Source organism: Xanthomonas sp. 10-10 (genome assembly GCF_040182365.1).
Taxonomy (GTDB): domain Bacteria; phylum Pseudomonadota; class Gammaproteobacteria; order Xanthomonadales; family Xanthomonadaceae; genus Xanthomonas; species Xanthomonas arboricola_F.
This window is the reverse complement of the sequence record NZ_CP144460.1, coordinates 2,004,383-2,021,260: the sequence shown is the minus strand read 5'-3', so window position 1 is coordinate 2,021,260 and position 16,878 is coordinate 2,004,383. Positions and strand designations below refer to the sequence as shown.

At 65.3% G+C, this 16,878-nt stretch carries 13 protein-coding genes, 1 tRNA gene and 1 other RNA gene; 7 read left to right on the top strand and 8 right to left on the bottom strand.

Annotation, left to right across the window (positions count from 1 at the left end; translation table 11 throughout):
- Nucleotides 1-44 precede the first annotated feature (44 nt).
- From pstC to VZ068_RS08585, 5 genes are all read left to right on the top strand, one after another.
- The gene (pstC, locus tag VZ068_RS08605) at nt 45-1,019 is read left to right on the top strand and encodes a phosphate ABC transporter permease subunit PstC (protein ID WP_039420811.1); all 975 of its coding nucleotides are present in this window, start codon (nt 45-47) and stop codon (nt 1,017-1,019) included.
- Nucleotides 1,019-1,888 carry a phosphate ABC transporter permease PstA gene (pstA, locus tag VZ068_RS08600; protein WP_046964651.1) on the top strand — a complete coding sequence of 290 codons (870 nt, stop codon included), beginning with the start codon at nt 1,019-1,021 and terminating at the stop codon, nt 1,886-1,888. The genes pstC and pstA overlap by 1 nt, the downstream gene beginning before the upstream one ends.
- Before the next feature lie 22 nt (nt 1,889-1,910).
- A complete protein-coding gene (pstB, locus tag VZ068_RS08595) occupies nt 1,911-2,741 on the top strand; it encodes a phosphate ABC transporter ATP-binding protein PstB (RefSeq protein WP_039420807.1) in 831 nt (276 codons plus the stop codon).
- 128 nt (nt 2,742-2,869) lie between these two features.
- Complete coding sequence (gene phoU, locus VZ068_RS08590; protein WP_075285808.1) at nt 2,870-3,580, top strand: phosphate signaling complex protein PhoU; 711 nt, start codon at nt 2,870-2,872, stop codon at nt 3,578-3,580.
- Between the two features lie 121 nt (nt 3,581-3,701).
- The gene (locus VZ068_RS08585; RefSeq protein WP_349657409.1) at nt 3,702-4,097 is read left to right on the top strand and encodes an RcnB family protein; all 396 of its coding nucleotides are present in this window, start codon (nt 3,702-3,704) and stop codon (nt 4,095-4,097) included.
- A gap of 147 nt (nt 4,098-4,244) precedes the next feature.
- Here VZ068_RS08585 and VZ068_RS08580 read toward each other — a convergent pair.
- A non-coding RNA gene (locus VZ068_RS08580) (sX9 sRNA) lies at nt 4,245-4,311 on the bottom strand.
- Nucleotides 4,312-4,803: 492 nt separating this feature from the next.
- On the opposite strand from VZ068_RS08580, the gene rnt reads away from it, so the two are divergent.
- Nucleotides 4,804-5,439 carry a ribonuclease T gene (gene rnt, locus VZ068_RS08575; protein WP_259165224.1) on the top strand — a complete coding sequence of 212 codons (636 nt, stop codon included), beginning with the start codon at nt 4,804-4,806 and terminating at the stop codon, nt 5,437-5,439.
- 216 nt (nt 5,440-5,655) lie between these two features.
- On the opposite strand, the gene VZ068_RS08570 is transcribed toward rnt, so the two are convergent.
- The 4 genes from VZ068_RS08570 to rnr all read right to left on the bottom strand — a co-directional run bounded on the left by VZ068_RS08570 (nt 5,656) and on the right by rnr (nt 13,118).
- Nucleotides 5,656-8,580 (bottom strand): diguanylate cyclase, encoded by a 2,925-nt coding sequence (locus VZ068_RS08570; RefSeq protein WP_349657669.1) that lies wholly within the window; start codon nt 8,578-8,580, stop codon nt 5,656-5,658.
- 343 nt (nt 8,581-8,923) lie between these two features.
- Nucleotides 8,924-9,673 carry a 23S rRNA (guanosine(2251)-2'-O)-methyltransferase RlmB gene (gene rlmB / locus VZ068_RS08565; protein WP_046964963.1) on the bottom strand — a complete coding sequence of 250 codons (750 nt, stop codon included), beginning with the start codon at nt 9,671-9,673 and terminating at the stop codon, nt 8,924-8,926.
- A gap of 316 nt (nt 9,674-9,989) precedes the next feature.
- A complete protein-coding gene (locus tag VZ068_RS08560) occupies nt 9,990-10,463 on the bottom strand; it encodes a GFA family protein (RefSeq protein ID WP_349657408.1) in 474 nt (157 codons plus the stop codon).
- Nucleotides 10,464-10,595: 132 nt separating this feature from the next.
- Nucleotides 10,596-13,118, bottom strand: a complete 2,523-nt coding sequence (rnr, locus tag VZ068_RS08555) for a ribonuclease R (RefSeq protein ID WP_259165236.1) — start codon at nt 13,116-13,118, stop codon at nt 10,596-10,598.
- 121 nt (nt 13,119-13,239) lie between these two features.
- Between rnr and VZ068_RS08550 the strand changes: the two genes are divergently transcribed.
- Nucleotides 13,240-13,326, top strand: a tRNA-Leu gene (locus tag VZ068_RS08550).
- A gap of 458 nt (nt 13,327-13,784) precedes the next feature.
- On the opposite strand, the gene VZ068_RS08545 is transcribed toward VZ068_RS08550, so the two are convergent.
- The 3 genes from VZ068_RS08545 to VZ068_RS08535 all read right to left on the bottom strand — a co-directional run bounded on the left by VZ068_RS08545 (nt 13,785) and on the right by VZ068_RS08535 (nt 16,849).
- On the bottom strand, nt 13,785-15,308 hold the full coding sequence (locus VZ068_RS08545) for a platelet-activating factor acetylhydrolase IB subunit (protein ID WP_349657407.1): 1,524 nt from the start codon (nt 15,306-15,308) through the stop codon (nt 13,785-13,787).
- Between the two features lie 253 nt (nt 15,309-15,561).
- Nucleotides 15,562-15,672, bottom strand: a complete 111-nt coding sequence (locus tag VZ068_RS08540) for an acyl-CoA dehydrogenase family protein (RefSeq protein WP_349657406.1) — start codon at nt 15,670-15,672, stop codon at nt 15,562-15,564.
- A 28-nt stretch (nt 15,673-15,700) separates the two neighbouring features.
- On the bottom strand, nt 15,701-16,849 hold the full coding sequence (locus VZ068_RS08535; protein ID WP_259153652.1) for an acyl-CoA dehydrogenase family protein: 1,149 nt from the start codon (nt 16,847-16,849) through the stop codon (nt 15,701-15,703).
- Nucleotides 16,850-16,878: the final 29 nt, after the last annotated feature.

The following is a 16,878-nucleotide window of genomic DNA, read 5'->3' as shown; positions in this document are numbered from 1 at the left end:
ATGTCTCACGCTCCCGCCAGTGCGCGGGTGACGAGTTCAATCGAATGAATGCCACCGCCCTTCCCGAAGCGATGACCGCACCCCGCGGCCGCGACCTGCGCGATGCGCGCGCCGATCGCCTGTTCAAGCTTGCGCTGGCCGCCACCGTCGTGTTCGTCCTGTTGGCGCTCGGCAGCGCCGCGCTGTCGATGTTGTGGGGCGGACGCCACGCACTGCAGATGCAGGGCCTGAGCTTTTTCTATTCCGCCGACTGGAATCCGGTCGAAAACAAGTACGGCGCGCTGGCGCCGATCTACGGCACCCTGGTCACCGCACTGATTGCGATGGTGATCGCGGTGCCGGTGAGTTTTGGCATCGCGTTCTTTCTCACCGAAGTGGCGCCGCGCTGGTTGCGCGGGCCGGTCGGCACGGCGATCGAATTGCTGGCAGGCATCCCGTCCATCATCTACGGCATGTGGGGCCTGTTCGTGCTGGTGCCGGTGATGACCGAACACGTGACGCCATGGCTCAACGATCACCTGGGCACGCTGCCGGTGATCGGCCCGTTGTTTCAAGGCCCGCCGCTGGGCATCGGCTTGCTCACCGCAGGCTTCGTGCTGGCGATCATGGTGATCCCGTTTATCTCCTCGGTGATGCGCGAGGTGTTCCTGACCGTGCCGACACGGCTGAAGGAGTCGGCCTACGCGCTGGGCTCCACCAAGTGGGAAGTCAGCTGGGACATCGTGCTGCCCTACACCCGCTCTGCGGTGATCGGCGGCGTGTTTCTCGGGCTGGGACGCGCCCTGGGCGAAACCATGGCGGTGGCCTTCGTGGTCGGCAACACGGTGCGGCTGTCGCCCTCGCTGCTGGAGCCCGGCACCACCATCGCGGCATTGATCGCCAATGACTTCGGCGAAGCCACCGAAACCTATCGCTCGGCCTTGTTGCTGCTGGGCTTTGTGTTGTTCATCGTGACCTTCATCGTGCTGGCGATTGCGCGCTTCATGCTGATGCAGCTGTCGCGCCGGGAGGGCAACTGATGTCTGCATCTTCGGTTTCGCAATCGCTGTACAACCGGCGCCGCATCACCAATGTGGTGGCACTGTTGTTGTCGTGCATCACCGCGCTGTTCGGGCTGTTCTTCCTGGCGTGGATTCTGTGGACCTTGTTGTCCAAGGGCGTGCCCGGCATCGATCTCAATCTGTTTACCAAGATGACACCGCCGCCGATGCAGGAAGGCGGCCTGCTCAATGCCTTCTTCGGCAGCGCCGTGATGTGCGGGCTGGCGTTGGCGATCGGCACGCCCTTGGGCGTGGCAGCCGGCACCTGGCTGGCCGAATACGGCAATGCGCGCAAGGCCGGCATCGTGGTGCGCTTCGTCAACGACATCCTGTTGTCGGCGCCGTCGATCGTGCTGGGCCTGTTTGTCTACACCCTGTACGTGATGCAGACCGGCGGGCGGTTCTCCGCGTTTGCAGGCGCGTTGTCGCTTGCCTTCATCGTGCTGCCGGTGGTGGTGCGTACCACCGACGAGATGTTGCGGCTGGTACCGGCGCAGATGCGCGAAGCGGCATTATCGCTGGGCATTCCGCAGTGGAAGGTCACCGTGCAGGTGCTGTACCGCGCGGCTTCGGCCGGCATTCTCACCGGCGTGCTGCTGGCGCTGGCACGCATCAGCGGCGAAACCGCACCGCTGCTGTTCACTGCATTCGGCAATCAATACTGGAACAGCAACATCTTCCAACCGATGGCCAGCGTGCCGGTGATCATGAACCAGTTTGCAGGCAGCCCGTACGAATCCTGGCAGACCCTGGCCTGGTCCGGCGCACTGGTGCTGACCGTGTTCGTCCTGTTGGTGAGCCTGGGCGCACGTGCGCTGCTGTTGCGTAACAAGATTTCCAATGACTGACCTTTCTTTCCGGACACCCGACATGAACGATCTCCAAAACGCCAAGCCGATGCATCGCATCGCTGTTCCGGCCGCCAAGGGGGCGCCGACGGCGCAGGCGCCGGTGAAGGTGGCCGCACGCAATCTGGATTTCTATTACGACAAGTACCACGCGCTCAAGAGCATCGACATCGAGATTCCGGAAAAGCGCGTCACCGCACTGATCGGTCCGTCCGGTTGCGGCAAGTCGACCCTGCTGCGCATCTTCAACCGCATCTATGCGCTGTACCCGAAGATGGAAGCGCGCGGCGAAGTGCTGCTGGATGGCGAAAACATCCTGTCGCCGAAGTACCCGATGAACCGCCTGCGCAGCAAGGTGGGCATGGTGTTCCAGAAGCCGGTGCCGTTTCCGATGACCATCTTCGAAAACGTTGCCTACGGCATCCGCCACCACGAGAAACTGTCCAAGCCCGACATGCAGAACCGCGTGGAACAGGCCTTGCGCCAGGGCGCGTTGTGGGACGAGGTCAAGGACAAGCTGGGGCAAAGCGCGCTGGGCCTGTCTGGCGGTCAGCAGCAGCGCCTGTGCATTGCGCGCGCAGTCGCGCTGCGGCCGGACGTGCTGCTGCTGGACGAACCCACCTCGGCGCTGGACCCGATTTCCACCAGCCGTATCGAACAGTTGGTGGAAGAACTCAAGCGCGACTACACCATCGTGATCGTGACCCACAACATGCAGCAGGCCGCACGCGTGTCCGACTACACCGCCTTCATGTATCTGGGCGACCTGATCGAGCACGACCGTACCGAAACCATTTTTTCCCAGCCCTCCAAGCAACAGACCGAGGACTACATCACCGGCCGGTTCGGTTGATGTAAGGCGAGCCGTCGCAACACCGCACTGACGCAACGCCATCGCACATACCGGCACGACAATTGCTTCACGTGCCAGACCGCCAAGGTCAAGGCGGACATCCACCACTGCCAAGAATCGAGAACACGATGAACCAGCACCTCAACGACCACATCGTCAAAAGCTACGACGAGGAGCAGCACCGTCTTGTTGCCGAGATCGTGCGCATGGGCGACACGGCGGTGGCGCAGCTGGAAGCGGCGCTGGATGTGGTGGAGCGTCGCGACGACAATGCTGCGCATCGCATCGTGGTCAACGACGAGGCGATCGACGCACTGGAACACGCGATCAGCCACGACGTGATGCGTCTGGCACTGCGCGGCCCGATGGCGCGCGATCTGCGCGAGATTCTGGCCGGCCTGAGGATTCCTGCGGATATCGAGCGCATCGGCGACTACGCGGCCAACGTCGCCAAGCGTTCGATCGCACTCAATTCCGCACCGCCGCTGCCGCAAACGGTGGGCCTGCGCGCGCTTGGCCAGATGGCGGCCGATGCAGTGCGCGAAGCCGTGCAGGCGTATCGCAACAAGGATGCCGATGCGGCGATCCGTGTCCGCGACGAAGATGCACGCCTGGATGCGCAGTACACCGCGCTGTTCCGCGAGCTGTTGACCTACATGATGGAAGACCCGCGCAACATCACGCCATGCACGCACCTGCTGTTCATGGCCAAGAACCTGGAACGCATCGGCGACCATGCGACCAACATCGCCGAGAACGTGTGGTTCCTGGTGCACGGCGAACAGCCGCTGCCGCCGCGCCTGAAGCGCGACGAGACCAGCACCACCGGCGTGATCTGATCGCAGCTGGGTGTCGGCACAGCGCGCCGGCATTGGGCGACCGACAGTCTCATTGCGTATTCAGCTTCACATCCCTACGGTGGGGGTGCACAGGCCGTTCCTGTGGTGCAGGAGTACGCAGATGAAGCGCCTCATTGGATCTTTCATGGTTACGTCGCTGCTGGCTTCGGGTGCCGCGTTTGCCGCACCCCAGCAGCATGACGATCACGATCACGACCGCGACCGCATCGAGCAGCGCCACGACGCGCATGGCCCGGACCGGCATGACGATCGTCGCAACGACAAGCGCGATGACCGACGCAGCGCACATCACGACGATCGCAACAGTCGCCATGGCCCGCCGTTCCATCGCGGCGAGCGCCTGGCCCCGGACCATCGCGGCAGCCACGTTGCCGATTACCGCAAGCATCATCTCAAGCAACCGCCGCGCGGGCATGAGTGGCGGCGCGTGGACAATCAGTACGTGCTGATTGCCATCGCAACCGGCGTGATCGCCAGCGTGGTCGGCGGGAACTGATTCCGACGTATCGGTGTCATCAGTCAGGCCCGGTCCGTGGCAACGCGGATCGGGCCTTCTGTTGCGTGCAGTTGTGCTCTGGATGGCGGAGTGACGCCGCAGAGACCGATGGCGCATCGAACGGACGCGATGCGATGCGTTTAGAGCGGCTAACAACACGTAGCGATCAGTCGTGAGGGGGACGCGGAGTGACCGGAGTCGGCGAGTGGTCGATGCCGCACCTAGCACCGGCCGCGGCCCCTGGCGCTGAGCGCAGTCGTTTGGCTAGCCGCTCTGAATCGATGCTTGGCTTATCGGCGTAAACGCCTGCGGACGGCGGAGCACCAGGCGACTTTCTGATCAGGACGCGGCTTCCTTCTGAAGCAGCTAACACCACGTTCTGAGCTCCCCTCCGGATGGACCTTGCCGTTGCTCGGCGCGAGCATGCATCACGCGTGCACGGCGCTTCTGCAGGGATCGTCCAGACCCTGCTGATGATTGCTCGTCCGGTCTGTCCGCCCTGCTGAGCCCCGCAATTGACCGTCACAGGCCCCGCTGCCTGGCGATCCATCCGCCGCGTCACTGCACCAACCGCCGCTGGGTCTCGGCAGCGTCCTGGCGATGCGCGGCGACGCCTGGCCTGTCGACCGGCTCGCCGGACCGACGGCGAAGAGACCGGGCGTGGTGCACCGGCCGAGCCCGGGGTGCGACCTGCTAGGCTATACGGATGAACGCACCGGTCGATCCGCAGCCTGCCCCCTCCTTTTTGCCCATGTCGCGGCGTTTCCGCGGCTATCTGCCCGTGGTGGTGGACGTAGAAACCGGCGGGTTCGACTGGAACAAGCACGCGCTGCTGGAAATCGCCTGCGTGCCGATCGAAATGGATGCCGATGGGCGTTTTTTTCCCGGCGAAACCGCCAGCGCGCATCTGGTGCCGGCCCCCGGACTGGAGATCGACCCCAAGTCGCTGGAGATCACCGGCATCGTGCTCGATCACCCGTTCCGTTTTGCCAAGCAGGAAAAGGACGCGCTGGACCATGTGTTCGCGCCCGTGCGCGCCGCAGTGAAGAAGTACGGGTGTCAGCGCGCCATCCTGGTCGGACATAACGCGCATTTCGATTTGAACTTCCTCAACGCTGCGGTTGCGCGCGTGGGGCATAAACGCAATCCGTTTCACCCCTTCAGCGTGTTCGATACGGTGACCCTGGCCGGCGTGGCCTACGGGCAGACCGTATTGGCGCGTGCCGCGCAGGCCGCCGGCCTGGACTGGAACACCGCCGATGCGCACAGCGCGGTCTACGACACCGAGCAGACCGCGCGGCTGTTCTGCACGATCGCCAATGCCTGGCCGGGGCCTGTTTAGGGCGGGATTGGGGACTCGGGATTGGCAAGGGCCAGGTTTGTGCGCGGCTGAAAGATCGCTCGGCTGAAGCTGCAACAGGAGCAGCCGATGCGCACCGCATGACCGGTTGCAACAGTGCCCCCCGGCCTGCGGTGCGGGCCGTCGTATTTCCCCACCGCCCGGCACGGGAACAAAAGCACCAGCGACCGTGCTGTTACGACTCCCCAATCCCGGCCTCTAACCCACACAAATCCGGTCGCGGCCTGCGCTCTTGGCTTCGTACAGCGCGTGATCGGCGCGCTGCATCAGCGACGAGCCGGTATCGTCGTCGCGCAACTCGGCCAGGCCGGCGCTGAAGGTCACCTGCAGCCCTTCCACGTCGCCCCAGTCGGCGCGCGCATGGAACAGCATGCGAAGGCGCTCGCACAGCACCTGTGCTTCGCTCAGGGTGGTCTCGGCCAGCAGCAGCGCGAATTCTTCGCCGCCCAGGCGCGCAGGCAGATCCGAGGTACGCGCGGCTTCGGTGAGCAGCTCGCCGACGTCATGCAGCACCGCATCGCCACTGGCGTGCGAGTAGCGGTCGTTGATGCGCTTGAAATGATCGATGTCCAGAATCGCCAGCACCAACGGCCGGCCGCTGCGACGTGCGCGGCTGATGTCGCGCGCCAGCGCTTCGTCAAAGTGGCGACGGTTGGGCAAGCCGGTCAGTGCGTCTTCATGCGCCTGGCGCTCGAACACGTCAGACTTGATGCGCAGGCGCGTCAACAACTCGCTTTTCTCCTGATTGGCCTGCAGCAGGCGCTGCGCCTGCAGCTGCAGATCCTGCGTGCGCTTGCGCACCAGCTCGGCCAGACGCGCGTTATGGCTCCTGTAGCGATGCAGCAGCGCCCGATATAGCTGGGCCAGCGCCAGAATCGCGCCAAGTACCGCAGCAAACCGCACATCGTGGCGTTGCCACCACAGCGGCAGTACATCGAAAGTCCAGCGCGCTTCCTGCCGGCTCCACGCACCGCCCGGATGGCGTGCGGCCACGCGCAGGGTGTAGTGCCCGGGCGGCAAGCCGATGAACTCCACGCTGCGCTGCCGGCCACGCGCGATCCACACATTGTCCAGGCCGTCCAGACGCGTTCGGTATTCGATACGCTCGGACAGCAGGAAACTCATGCCCACATACGAGACATTGATCCGATAGCCACCAGGTAACTGCGCCTGTTGGCGCCAGGCCAGCGGCCGACCGTCCTGCTGCACGCTTTCGATCAGCGGCGGCGGTGGGCGTCGCTCGCGAAACCGCTGCAGGCGCGTCGGATCTACCGTGCTCACACCGCCGGCGGTGACCACCCACAGCGTGCCATCGGCACGTTCGATCATGCTGGGGCCGGAGCTGCCGTTGGCCTGAGCGCTGCCCATGCCATCGATCTCGCCATAGCGCTCGATGGCAAGCTGGCCGCGCCCATCGGCGACCGCATCGAGAGCGGCAAGCTCGGTGCGCAGGACGCCGCGATTGCTGCTGATCCACGCATTGCCCAGCCGGTCGTTCACGAGCTGGAACACCGTATCCACCGGCATGCCCTGCTCCAGGCCAACACGTGCAAGCGTGCCGCCGCGCACGCGATACAGGCCGCGATCGGTGGAGATCCATACCGCATCGCCGATCGACTGGAAGCCGAACACGCTGCGCGCGCCACCCAGGCGCTCCAGATCCAGCTGTTGCAACTTGCCGTCGCGCAATACCGCCGCGCCATCGACCGAGCCGATCCACAGCGCGCCATCGATGCTGGCCAACGCGGTCACCACGCCATCGGGTAGGCCCTGGATCGTCGCCGGCACGCGCTTGCCATCCTGTAGTTGCACCACGCCGCGCTGAGTGGCCAGCCACACCGCATCGTGCGCATCGATCACGATGGCGCGGATATGGCCGCTGGGGATGCCGTCGGCCTCACCGTAGTGCTGCAGCACCCGGCCATCGCGCAGCACGAAGACGCCGTCGGCATAGGTGCCCACCCAGAGGTTGCCCTGCCGGTCGAGCGCCAGGCTGAGCACCGACAGCCGGCGTCCGGACGGCGTGGCGACAGGAACCGGCACGATCCGGCCGTCCGGCAGCATGCGGTCCAGACCGGCGGTGCTGGCGATCCACAGACTGCCATCGCGATCTTCGAGCACGGCCCGCGCGTAGTCGCCACTCAGCCCATCGCGCTGGCTGTAGCTGCTGAACAAGGTCTCGCGCAAGCGGAACAGGCCGCCGTTGGCGCCGACCCAGATGCTGCCCTCCGCATCTTCGCGCAGGCTGACGATGCGCCCGGTGGGCAGGCTGCGGCCTGCCGGCAAATGCTCCACCCCATGACTGCCGATCCGTAGCAGGCCCTGGTTTTCGCTGCCCAGCCACAGATCGCCATTGCGATCCTGCAGCATCGCAGTGAAGTGGCCCTGTCCCGCCAGCCGATGCACCAGCTCGGCGCGCTCGTCGTGCAGGCGATACAGCTGCTCGCCCGCGACCACCCATACCGTGCCATCCGGGGCGCGATACGGCCAGGCCAGGCCGGGCGGCAAGCCGAACGCGGCAGGTGCGCGATGCATGCGCCCGTCGGGCTCGCGGTAGATCAGGCCGTCCAGCGTACCGATCAGCAGCCGGCCCTGGGCATCGAACAGCATGCGCGGAAAGCTGCTCTGCAGCGGCACCCCATCGCGCGGCGGGAAATAGTCGAAGCGGCCATCCGGCCACAGGCAGCCCAGCCCGTGCCCTTCGAACAACAGCCACATCCGGCCGTCCGCATCCATGGTCATCGCGTGGATCAATGCCTGCGGCCACTGGCCGTTGCGTTGCCATTGCCGCCACTGCCCATCGGCGCCATGACGCACCAGATTGCCGCGCGCATCGCTCAGCCACAGCGCGCCATCGCGATCCACGTACAAGGCGCCGACACCGTTATCGGGCAGGCCCGGGCGCGTGCTGCGATCGATGACGTTGAATTCCAGGCCGTTGTAGCGCACCAGCCCTTCCCAGGTGGCGAACCACAGATAGCCATCGCGGGTCTGGGCGATATCGCGCAGCGAGTTGTGCGGCAGGCCACTGCGCGAACTCCAGCTGTCGATGGCGTAATCGCGCAGTTGGGCGGTCCCGGCGGGTGCGGCGACCGCCGCCAGCGAGCACAACGCCAGCAACATGCAGACAGCAGCGCTCAGCCAGCGCCGCCACTGCCCCTGCCATCGTGCCGACGCCATGCCGGCGCCCCCGTTCCCGCCCCTACCACAGGCGCCCACCCCAAGTTTCATCAGACATGACACGCCGTTTGCTGACGATATGGTAGGCAAAAAGTCGCAGCGGCGCTGGGCGTGTGCTCCACTCGACGTCAAAATCCCTGTCGTGGCGGCGTTGTAGGCGCCATCGATCGCGCCTGCCCACCAGTCACAGCGGCACAATCTGCGCGGATTGCAGGCAACACGCCTGCGCGCAGCAGACCGGGTGCGTGCCGCAGGGCAGCGCCCGGGCGCGCCTCAATCACCGTCCTCAGACACCAAGGCGCTGGCGCACGGCCTCGAACAGGGTCACGCCGGTGGCGACCGACACGTTGAGGCTTTCGATATCGCCGGGCATCGGAATCTTGACCAGACCATCGCAGTGTTCGCGGGTCAGGCGACGCAGGCCATCGGCCTCGCCACCGAGCACCAGCCCGACGTTGCCGCGCAGGTCCACGCTGTACAACGACGCTTCGGCCTCGCCTGCCAGGCCATACAGCCATACGCCCTGCTTCTGCAGATCGCGCAGGCAGCGCGCCAGATTGGTCACCGCGACCACCGGAATGCGGTCCGCGGCACCGGCCGAGGTCTTGCGCACAGTGGCGTTCACGGTGGCCGACTTGTCCTTGGGAATCACCACCGCCGTGACCCCCGCCGCCGCAGCGCTACGCAGACAGGCGCCGAGGTTGTGCGGGTCCTGCACGCCATCGAGCACCAACACCAGCGCGCGGCCTTGCGCGGCCTCGACCAGGCCTTCCAGTTCGTTTTCGGCCCACAGGCGCGCGGCGGCGTAGCGCGCGGCCACGCCCTGATGGCGCACCTGCCCGCCGACGCCGTCCAGCGCCTGGGTATTGACCCGGCGCACGTCGATGCCCTTGCGGCGCGCCTGTTCTTCGATCTCGGTCAGACGCGGGTTCTTGCTACCGGCCTCGATCAAGACCTCGCGCACGTTGTCGGCGTCGTTCTCGACGGACGAGGCGACAGCGTTGACGCCGACGATCCACTGGTTCTGCTTGCTCATTGCGCGGGCATACGAAGAAATGAGGGGGAATGGTAGGGCCTGCGGCCTGCCACGTCACGGCCGGGGCAAGGATGGGCCTGGGAAAATCGGATAAAGGCGGCGCCGCAATGCCGCTGGCACCTGCGGGAACCATGCGCCACTGACTGCGCCGTGCACGCTGCAACCGCATCACTGCACCGGCGGTCTTCGCGCAGCGTGGACCGCCGTGAGGCGGTGCCTGGACGCGTACTGCGCTGACGTCGGCAACCAACCGTAGCGCGCCGACATCAGCCTGATGGAGACAGCGACGACCTGCATTGCGAAAGCCACCTCGCCGCTATGCCGGCCAGCGCTCGGTGTCGTGGTCCGGATGTTGATGCGATACCAGCGCAGTCTGAAACGCCAATGCTGCAGCATCGTCCTCGCTGCGGCGTGTCGGCAGCTGCGCCAGGCCATCGACGAACGGCAACTTGCGCTCCAGCCCGTACTGGATATGCGGAGGCAACCGCTCCGGCGTATCGAATGCGCCGGCGGCAATCGCCACGCCATCGGGCGCCTCATAGGTCAACGGCGTACCGCAGTCGGCGCAAAACCCGCGCCGCACCAGCGTCGACGACGCAAAGCGCCTGGGCTCGCCGCGGGTCCAGCGGAACTCGCTGCCACGTACCGACACCAGCGGGGCGTAATACGCCCCAAACGCTTTCTGACACATGCGGCAGTGACAGATCGATGCGTCGTCCAGCACGCCGCGCACATGAAAGCGCACGGCGCCGCATTGGCAGCCACCGCTGTACTCGGGGGATGTGCTCATCGTTTGCCTCGCAGATCACCGTGTCATGCAAGCCGCCACGTCACTACGGCATGCGGCGGCACCCACTACGCATGCAGACTCCATGCATTGCGGGCAGCCATTTCGGCCGCCCGCAACAGCATGCATCAAGCATCAATACGACTTTTTCTTGCGCTTGGCCGGCTTCTCGCGCGGCGGCAGCGGTGCTTCGACAGGCGCGCCATCCTCTGCCAGACGGAAGTCGATCTTGCGCTCTTCCATGCTGGCCTTGAGCACCAGCACGCGTACCGGGTCGCCCAGGCGGAACTCACGGCCACGGCGCTCGCCGCTGAGCGTCTTGCGGATCGGATCGAACTGGTAATAGTCCTGCGGCAACTGGGTGACATGCACCAGACCGTTGACCTTGGACTGGGTCAATTCCACGAACAGGCCGAAGCCGGTCACGCCGCTGATCACACCATCGAACTGGCCGCCGACATGCTTTTCCATCCAGGCCGCGCGATACCGCTCGTCCACTTCGCGCTCGGCCTCATCGGCACGCCGCCCACGCTCGGAGCATTGCAGCGACAGTGCCGCCATCTGCCGCGGCGTGTAGATGAATTTCTCCGGGCTGGCACCGGTCAGCGCGTGCTTGATGGCGCGATGCACCAGCAGATCCGGATACCGGCGGATTGGCGAGGTGAAGTGCGCATACGCCTCCAACGCCAGACCGAAGTGGCCGTTGTTGTCTGGCGAATATACCGCCAGGCTCTGGCTGCGCAGCAGCACCGATTCCAGCAGCGCCGCATCCGGGCGCGCACGCACCTTCTTCAGCAACTTGGTGTAATCGCCCGGGCGCACCTTGCTCCATGCCGGCAGGCTGAGCTGGAATTCCTTGAGGAACTCCAGCAGGTCTTCGTACTTGCTCTCCGGCGGCCGCTCGTGCACGCGATACGGCGCAGGTACGTGCACGCCCAGCAGATAGCGCGCGGCTTCCACGTTGGCGGCGATCATGCATTCTTCGATCAGCTTGTGCGCGTCGTTGCGCACCAGCATGCCGGCCTGGGTGACCTCGCCGGTATTGTCGAGCACGAAGCGCACTTCGGAGGTTTCGAATTCGATCGCACCGCGGTGCGTGCGCGCCTTCGACAGCACGTTGTACAGCTGATGCAGGCGCTGCACCTGCGGCAACAACGGGCCGATAAACGCCTTGGTATCGGCATCGTCTTCGCCAACCGCCTTCCAGACCTGGTTGTAGGTCAGGCGCGCGTGCGAGTTCATCACCGCTTCGTAAAAACGCGAACCGGTCACTTCGCCATCGCGTCCCACCTGCATGTCGCAGACGAAACACATGCGGTCGACCTTGGGCATCAGCGAGCAGATGCCGTTGGACAAGGTCTCCGGCAGCATCGGCACCACAAAGCCGGGGAAATACACCGAGGTAGCGCGCTTTTGCGCTTCGTCGTCCAGCGGCGTGCCGGGACGCACATAGTTGGACACGTCGGCGATCGCCACCACCAGACGGAACCCGTCGGCGTTGGGTTCGCAATACACCGCGTCGTCGAAATCCTTGGCATCCTCGCCATCGATGGTGACCAGCGGCATCTGCCGCAGATCCACACGCCCGCCGATCATCTGCGGCTCGACCACCAACGGCACCGCTGCGGCCTCATCCAGCACTTCCTGCGGGAATTCGTGCGGCAATTCATGGCCATGGATGGCCATCTCCACCACCAGCGACGGGGTGAGCTTGTCGCCGAGCACCGCGATGATCTTGCCGATCGCCGGGCGGCGGGCGTCCGGCGGCGCGATCAGTTCGCACACCACCAGCTGCCCTTCGCGCGCCTCGCCGATACCGTCCGGCGCAATCTGCACATTGCGTTGCACGCGCTTGTCGTCCGGGTCGACGTAGGCCACACCGTGCTCGTAGAAGAACCGCCCGATCATGCGCGACATGCGGCGTTCCAGCACACGCGCGATCGCGCCTTCGCGGCGGCCGCGGCGGTCGATGCCGGTGACGTTGGCCAGCGCACGGTCGCCATGCATGACCTTGCGCATCTCGAACGGCGGCAGGAACAGGTCGTCACCGCCCTCGTCTGGCTTGAGGAAACCGAAGCCTTCCGGGTTGGCGATCACCACGCCGGCGATCAGGCTGGTCTGCTGCACCGGCGCATAGCCGCCGCGGCGGTTCTGCACCAGTTGCGCTTCGCGCACCATCGCAGCCAGGCGCTTGCCAAGCGCATCGATGCGGTCGCTCAGACCAAGCTGCTCGGCGATCTCTTCGGCGGTCTGCGGGCCGTCGCAGGCGTCCAGCAACTGCAGGATCGCTTCGCGGCTGGCAATCGGCTCCGCGTAGCGCAGCGCCTCACGATCGGCATGCGGGTCCTTGAAGCCGACGGCGTCGGCCTGGACGACCTCTTGCTGGAAACGTTCCGGCGGCGGCGCGGGCGGCCCACTCTTGCGTGGATGCGGTGCGCGGGGTGCAGCAGGCTCGACGGGCGGTGGCGGCTGGTCGGGCGACGCCTTTGCCGCAGCGCGCTTGTTGGCGGATTTGGTGGACGCACCGGCCGCAGCGCGGACCAGGAAGTCCGGCATCCAACCCGGCAGTTTCTGTTGCTCGGCGGTGGTGGACTCGCCCGGGCTGGTGGATTTGCGGCGGCTGGGCCGGTCGGAATCTGGGGTGTTTTTCTTTGTCATTACCCTAATGGTACCCCTTGCTGTCCTGACGTGGGCGGCAAGGCCGGCCGGACCATTGACGATTGCGACAGACAACCCGTTGACAAGCCTGTCAGGAGTCTGCAAAATTCGCGGCTCACCTGCCCAGGTGGCGGAATTGGTAGACGCACTAGCTTCAGGTGCTAGCGGGGGCAACTTCGTGGAGGTTCGAGTCCTCTTCTGGGCACCAGTTTAAAAAGACCTCCGAGCAATCGGGGGTCTTCTGGTTTCTGGGATTCGAAAACATCTCCGCTGCGCCCAGATGCCGACGCCGATCAGCGCTGGGGACCAATGCGAGTCAGAGCAGGCAATGGAAGGTAGGAGCGGTCGTCAGCCGGGTGTGGCCGACGCCCTCAAAACCGCAGGGCACACAGTTCCAAGCGCCCGCCGCGTCCGCTTGGTCGTTAACGCAGCCCGATGAGCGCTGTCGACTTGTTAGCCGCCTCCAGTCGACTGATCCATCGAAGCGATCGGATGATTGCCACGCCTACGCGGCCTTGCGGCATGGTCCATTAACGACCGTCGATCAGCGCTACGCGCAACTCGTCGCGACCCGGACCTATGACGCACGCTGCGCCACGGCCCCATCCCACTACATCGAAACGACAGCAACTAGCTGCGCGGCAGGCGGCGCCGCGATGGGCCGTCCTACGGAGCGGCGGTGATTCCAGCATCGCGCAATGCCTGTGCCCAGAGTCGGTAGCCGGCTTCGCTGGGATGGGTGCCGTCGGGCATCAGCGCTTCCGGCAGGCTGCCATCGGGCTGCAGCAGTTGTTTGCCGATATCGACCAGGCGCAGCGATGGCTCGGCCGCATACCGTGCGCGCAGCAGGCGGTTGGTTTCGGCAATCGGGCCGCGTTGCGGGTCGCCGGCAGTGCGGCCGCGCGGCATGATCGCCATCAGGATCAGCTTGCTGTTGGGCATGCGCGTGCGCACTTCGCGCACGATGGCATCGATGCCCTGCGCGGTTTCGGCCGGCGTGCTCGCACGCGACTGCGTGGTGCCGGTGAGGTTGTTGGTACCGATATGCAGCACCACCCAACGCGGATCCAGGCCGTCGAGTTCGCCCTGGCGGATGCGCCACAGCACGTTCTGGGTGCGATCCCACCCGAAGCCCAGGTTCAGCACTGGACGCTTGCCGTACAACCATTGCCAGGACTCCGGACCACTGACACGGGTGGCCTGCGGCGCACCGGCCCAGAAATGGGTGATCGAGTCGCCGATCATCACCACCTCCGGCTTGAGCGTGCGTGCCGCCGCCAGCGCGGCATGGTGGCGGGCATACCAGTCGTAGGAATCCTGCTCCAGCCAATCGACCGGCATCAACGACGTGGCGACGCCGCGGCCGAGCTCGGCCACCGGCTTGACCGGCGGCTCACCCAGCAGCCGCGCCAGGGTCGGCTCGATCGCCTCGGCCAGCATGCGCTGGGCCTGTGTATCCGGATGCAATGCTGCAGCAGCCGGTCGAAAGCGCGTGTCGTAGAACAACTCGGTACGCAGCTTGCCGTCGCGCTGGAAGACCGAGCTCACATCCAGATACGTCACGCGCGGGTTGTCGCCATAGCGCACCGCCAGACCCTGGTTGATCTGCGCATCGCGAGCGGATTTCTCCGCCGAAATCGCGCTCGGCAGCACGCTCAGCAGCAGGATGTGCGTGCGCGGCAACTTCTGCTCGATCGCCGCGACCACCGCATCGATACCGAGCTGAGTCTGCTCTGCGGTCTGGCCGAGATGGCCGGTGTTGTTGGTGCCGATCAACACCAGCGCGACCTTGGGCTGCAGACCGTCGACCTCGCCATTGGCCAGCCGCCACAGCACGTTTTCGGTGCCGTCGCCGCTGAAGCCCAGGTTGAGTGCACCGCGGCTGCCATAGAAGGTCTGCCAGGTGGGCTGAAAGTCTTCGTCGGGCGCCTTGGATTTTTCGTAGTTCTGGGTGATCGAATCGCCGATCAACAGCAGCTTCGTCTCCGGATGCTGTTTGACCTGTTCCAGCACCTGCGCGTGGCGCTGGGCCCACCACGGCTCCTGCAGGCGGTCGGTGGGCACGATCGAAGGCGGTGGTGTTTGCGCGCCGACGGTGGCGCAGACCAGCAACAGCCCCCAGCACAGCAATGCGGGTGCAATGGCAGACCGCGAAGGGCGGGGAAACACGGCGTGCAGAAACCGGGGCATGCGCGCACCAGCAGACGGGAGAAGCGGCGATTGTGGTCCGCACGTGCCGTCAACGACAAGCGTGAACGCCGTGCACCTGCCGCCGGGCGCTGCGGCCGGAGATGCTATGAGCTGGCGACTTACCCAGCGCAGATCCACCAGAGCCAAGGCGCGCCTGCACGCTGCAGCGTTATCGCCAACGCCGCCTCGCGTGCAAGCACGCTCCTACCAAACGCTGCATCGCACTGGCGGCAGCGCTGGAGTGCGGCCGGCCTCAGCGCAGCCCGGTTTCGCCGCGTGCAATCACCAGGCGCTGGATTTCCGAGGTGCCTTCATAGATCTCGGTGATTTTGGCAGCGCGGAGAGCGCTCCAGCGTTGCCGCACTCGCGGCAGCGCTGGAGTGCGGCAGGCCTCAGCGCAGCCCGGTTTCGCCGCGCGCGATCACCAGGCGTTGAATCTCGGAGGTACCTTCGTAGATCTCGGTGATCTTGGCATCGCGAAAGTAGCGCTCCAGCGGCATTTCCTTCGAATAGCCCATGCCGCCGTGGATCTGTACCGCCTGGTGGGTGATCCACATCGCCGCTTCCGATGCGGTGAGCTTGGCGACCGCCGCTTCAGTACCGAACTTCTTGCCCTGCCCCTTGAGCCAGGCCGCACGCAGCGTCAACAACAACGCCGCATCCAGCTTGCATTTCATGTCGGCGATCTTGGCCTGGGTCATCTGGAACGTGCCGATGGCAGCGCCGAAGGCCTTGCGCTCCTTGACGTAGGCAAGCGTGGCTTCATACGCGGCGCGCGCAATACCCACTGCCTGCGAGGCAATGCCGATCCGCCCGGCATCGAGCACGCTCATCGCGGTCTTGAAGCCCTCGCCTTCCACGCCCAACACCTCGTCGGCCTGTGCAACGTAATCGGCGAACTCGATCTCGCAGGTGGCCGAGGCGCGGATGCCCAGCTTGGGCTCGGTCTTGCCGCGATGAAAACCCGGCTTGTCGGTATCGACCATGAAGGCGGTGATGCCGCGCGAGCCCTTGTCCGGCTCGGTCACCGCAAACAGCACGATGTACTTGGCCACCGGGCCGGAGGTGATCCAGCTCTTCTTGCCGTTGATGACGAAGCTGCCGTCGGCCTGCTTGACCGCGCGGCAGCGCATTGCCGATGCATCCGAGCCGGACTGCGGCTCGGTCAGCGCAAATGCGCCGATGTGCGTGCCTTCGGCGATCGCGCGCACATACAGCTGCTTCTGCGCCTCGGTGCCGTTCTTCAGGATGCCGGTGCAGAACAGCGAGTTGTTGACCGACATGATGGTGGAGTGCGCGCCGTCGCCGGCCGCAATCTCGATCATCGCCAGCGCGTAGCTGATCGGATCCATGCCGGCACCGCCGTACTCGGACGGCACCTCGATGCCCATCAGGCCGTTTTCTCCCAGCAGCTGGATATTTTCCAACGGGAACTCGCCGCTGCGGTCGAACTGCTCGGCGCTGGGGGCGATCTTTTCCTGGGCGATCCGGCGGGCCACGTCCTGGATCATCAGTTGTTCTTCGGTAAAGCTGAAATCCACGTTCGACCCCTCCCGGGTATTGACTGAGC

Excerpts from the sequence above, each read along its gene's own strand:
- rlmB (WP_046964963.1), bottom strand. The coding sequence starts at position 9,673 with ATGAGCAAGCAGAACCAGTGGATCGTCGGCGTCAACGCTGTCGCCTCG.
- VZ068_RS08570 (WP_349657669.1), bottom strand. The coding sequence starts at position 8,580 with ATGTTGCTGGCGTTGTGCTCGCTGGCGGCGGTCGCCGCACCCGCCGGG.
- pstB (WP_039420807.1), top strand. The coding sequence starts at position 1,911 with ATGAACGATCTCCAAAACGCCAAGCCGATGCATCGCATCGCTGTTCCG.
- phoU (WP_075285808.1), top strand. The coding sequence starts at position 2,870 with ATGAACCAGCACCTCAACGACCACATCGTCAAAAGCTACGACGAGGAG.
- VZ068_RS08560 (WP_349657408.1), bottom strand. The coding sequence starts at position 10,463 with ATGAGCACATCCCCCGAGTACAGCGGTGGCTGCCAATGCGGCGCCGTG.
- rnt (WP_259165224.1), top strand. The coding sequence starts at position 4,804 with ATGAACGCACCGGTCGATCCGCAGCCTGCCCCCTCCTTTTTGCCCATG.
- pstA (WP_046964651.1), top strand. The coding sequence starts at position 1,019 with ATGTCTGCATCTTCGGTTTCGCAATCGCTGTACAACCGGCGCCGCATC.
- VZ068_RS08585 (WP_349657409.1), top strand. The coding sequence starts at position 3,702 with ATGAAGCGCCTCATTGGATCTTTCATGGTTACGTCGCTGCTGGCTTCG.
- rnr (WP_259165236.1), bottom strand. The coding sequence starts at position 13,118 with ATGACAAAGAAAAACACCCCAGATTCCGACCGGCCCAGCCGCCGCAAA.
- pstC (WP_039420811.1), top strand. The coding sequence starts at position 45 with ATGAATGCCACCGCCCTTCCCGAAGCGATGACCGCACCCCGCGGCCGC.
- VZ068_RS08545 (WP_349657407.1), bottom strand. The coding sequence starts at position 15,308 with ATGCCCCGGTTTCTGCACGCCGTGTTTCCCCGCCCTTCGCGGTCTGCC.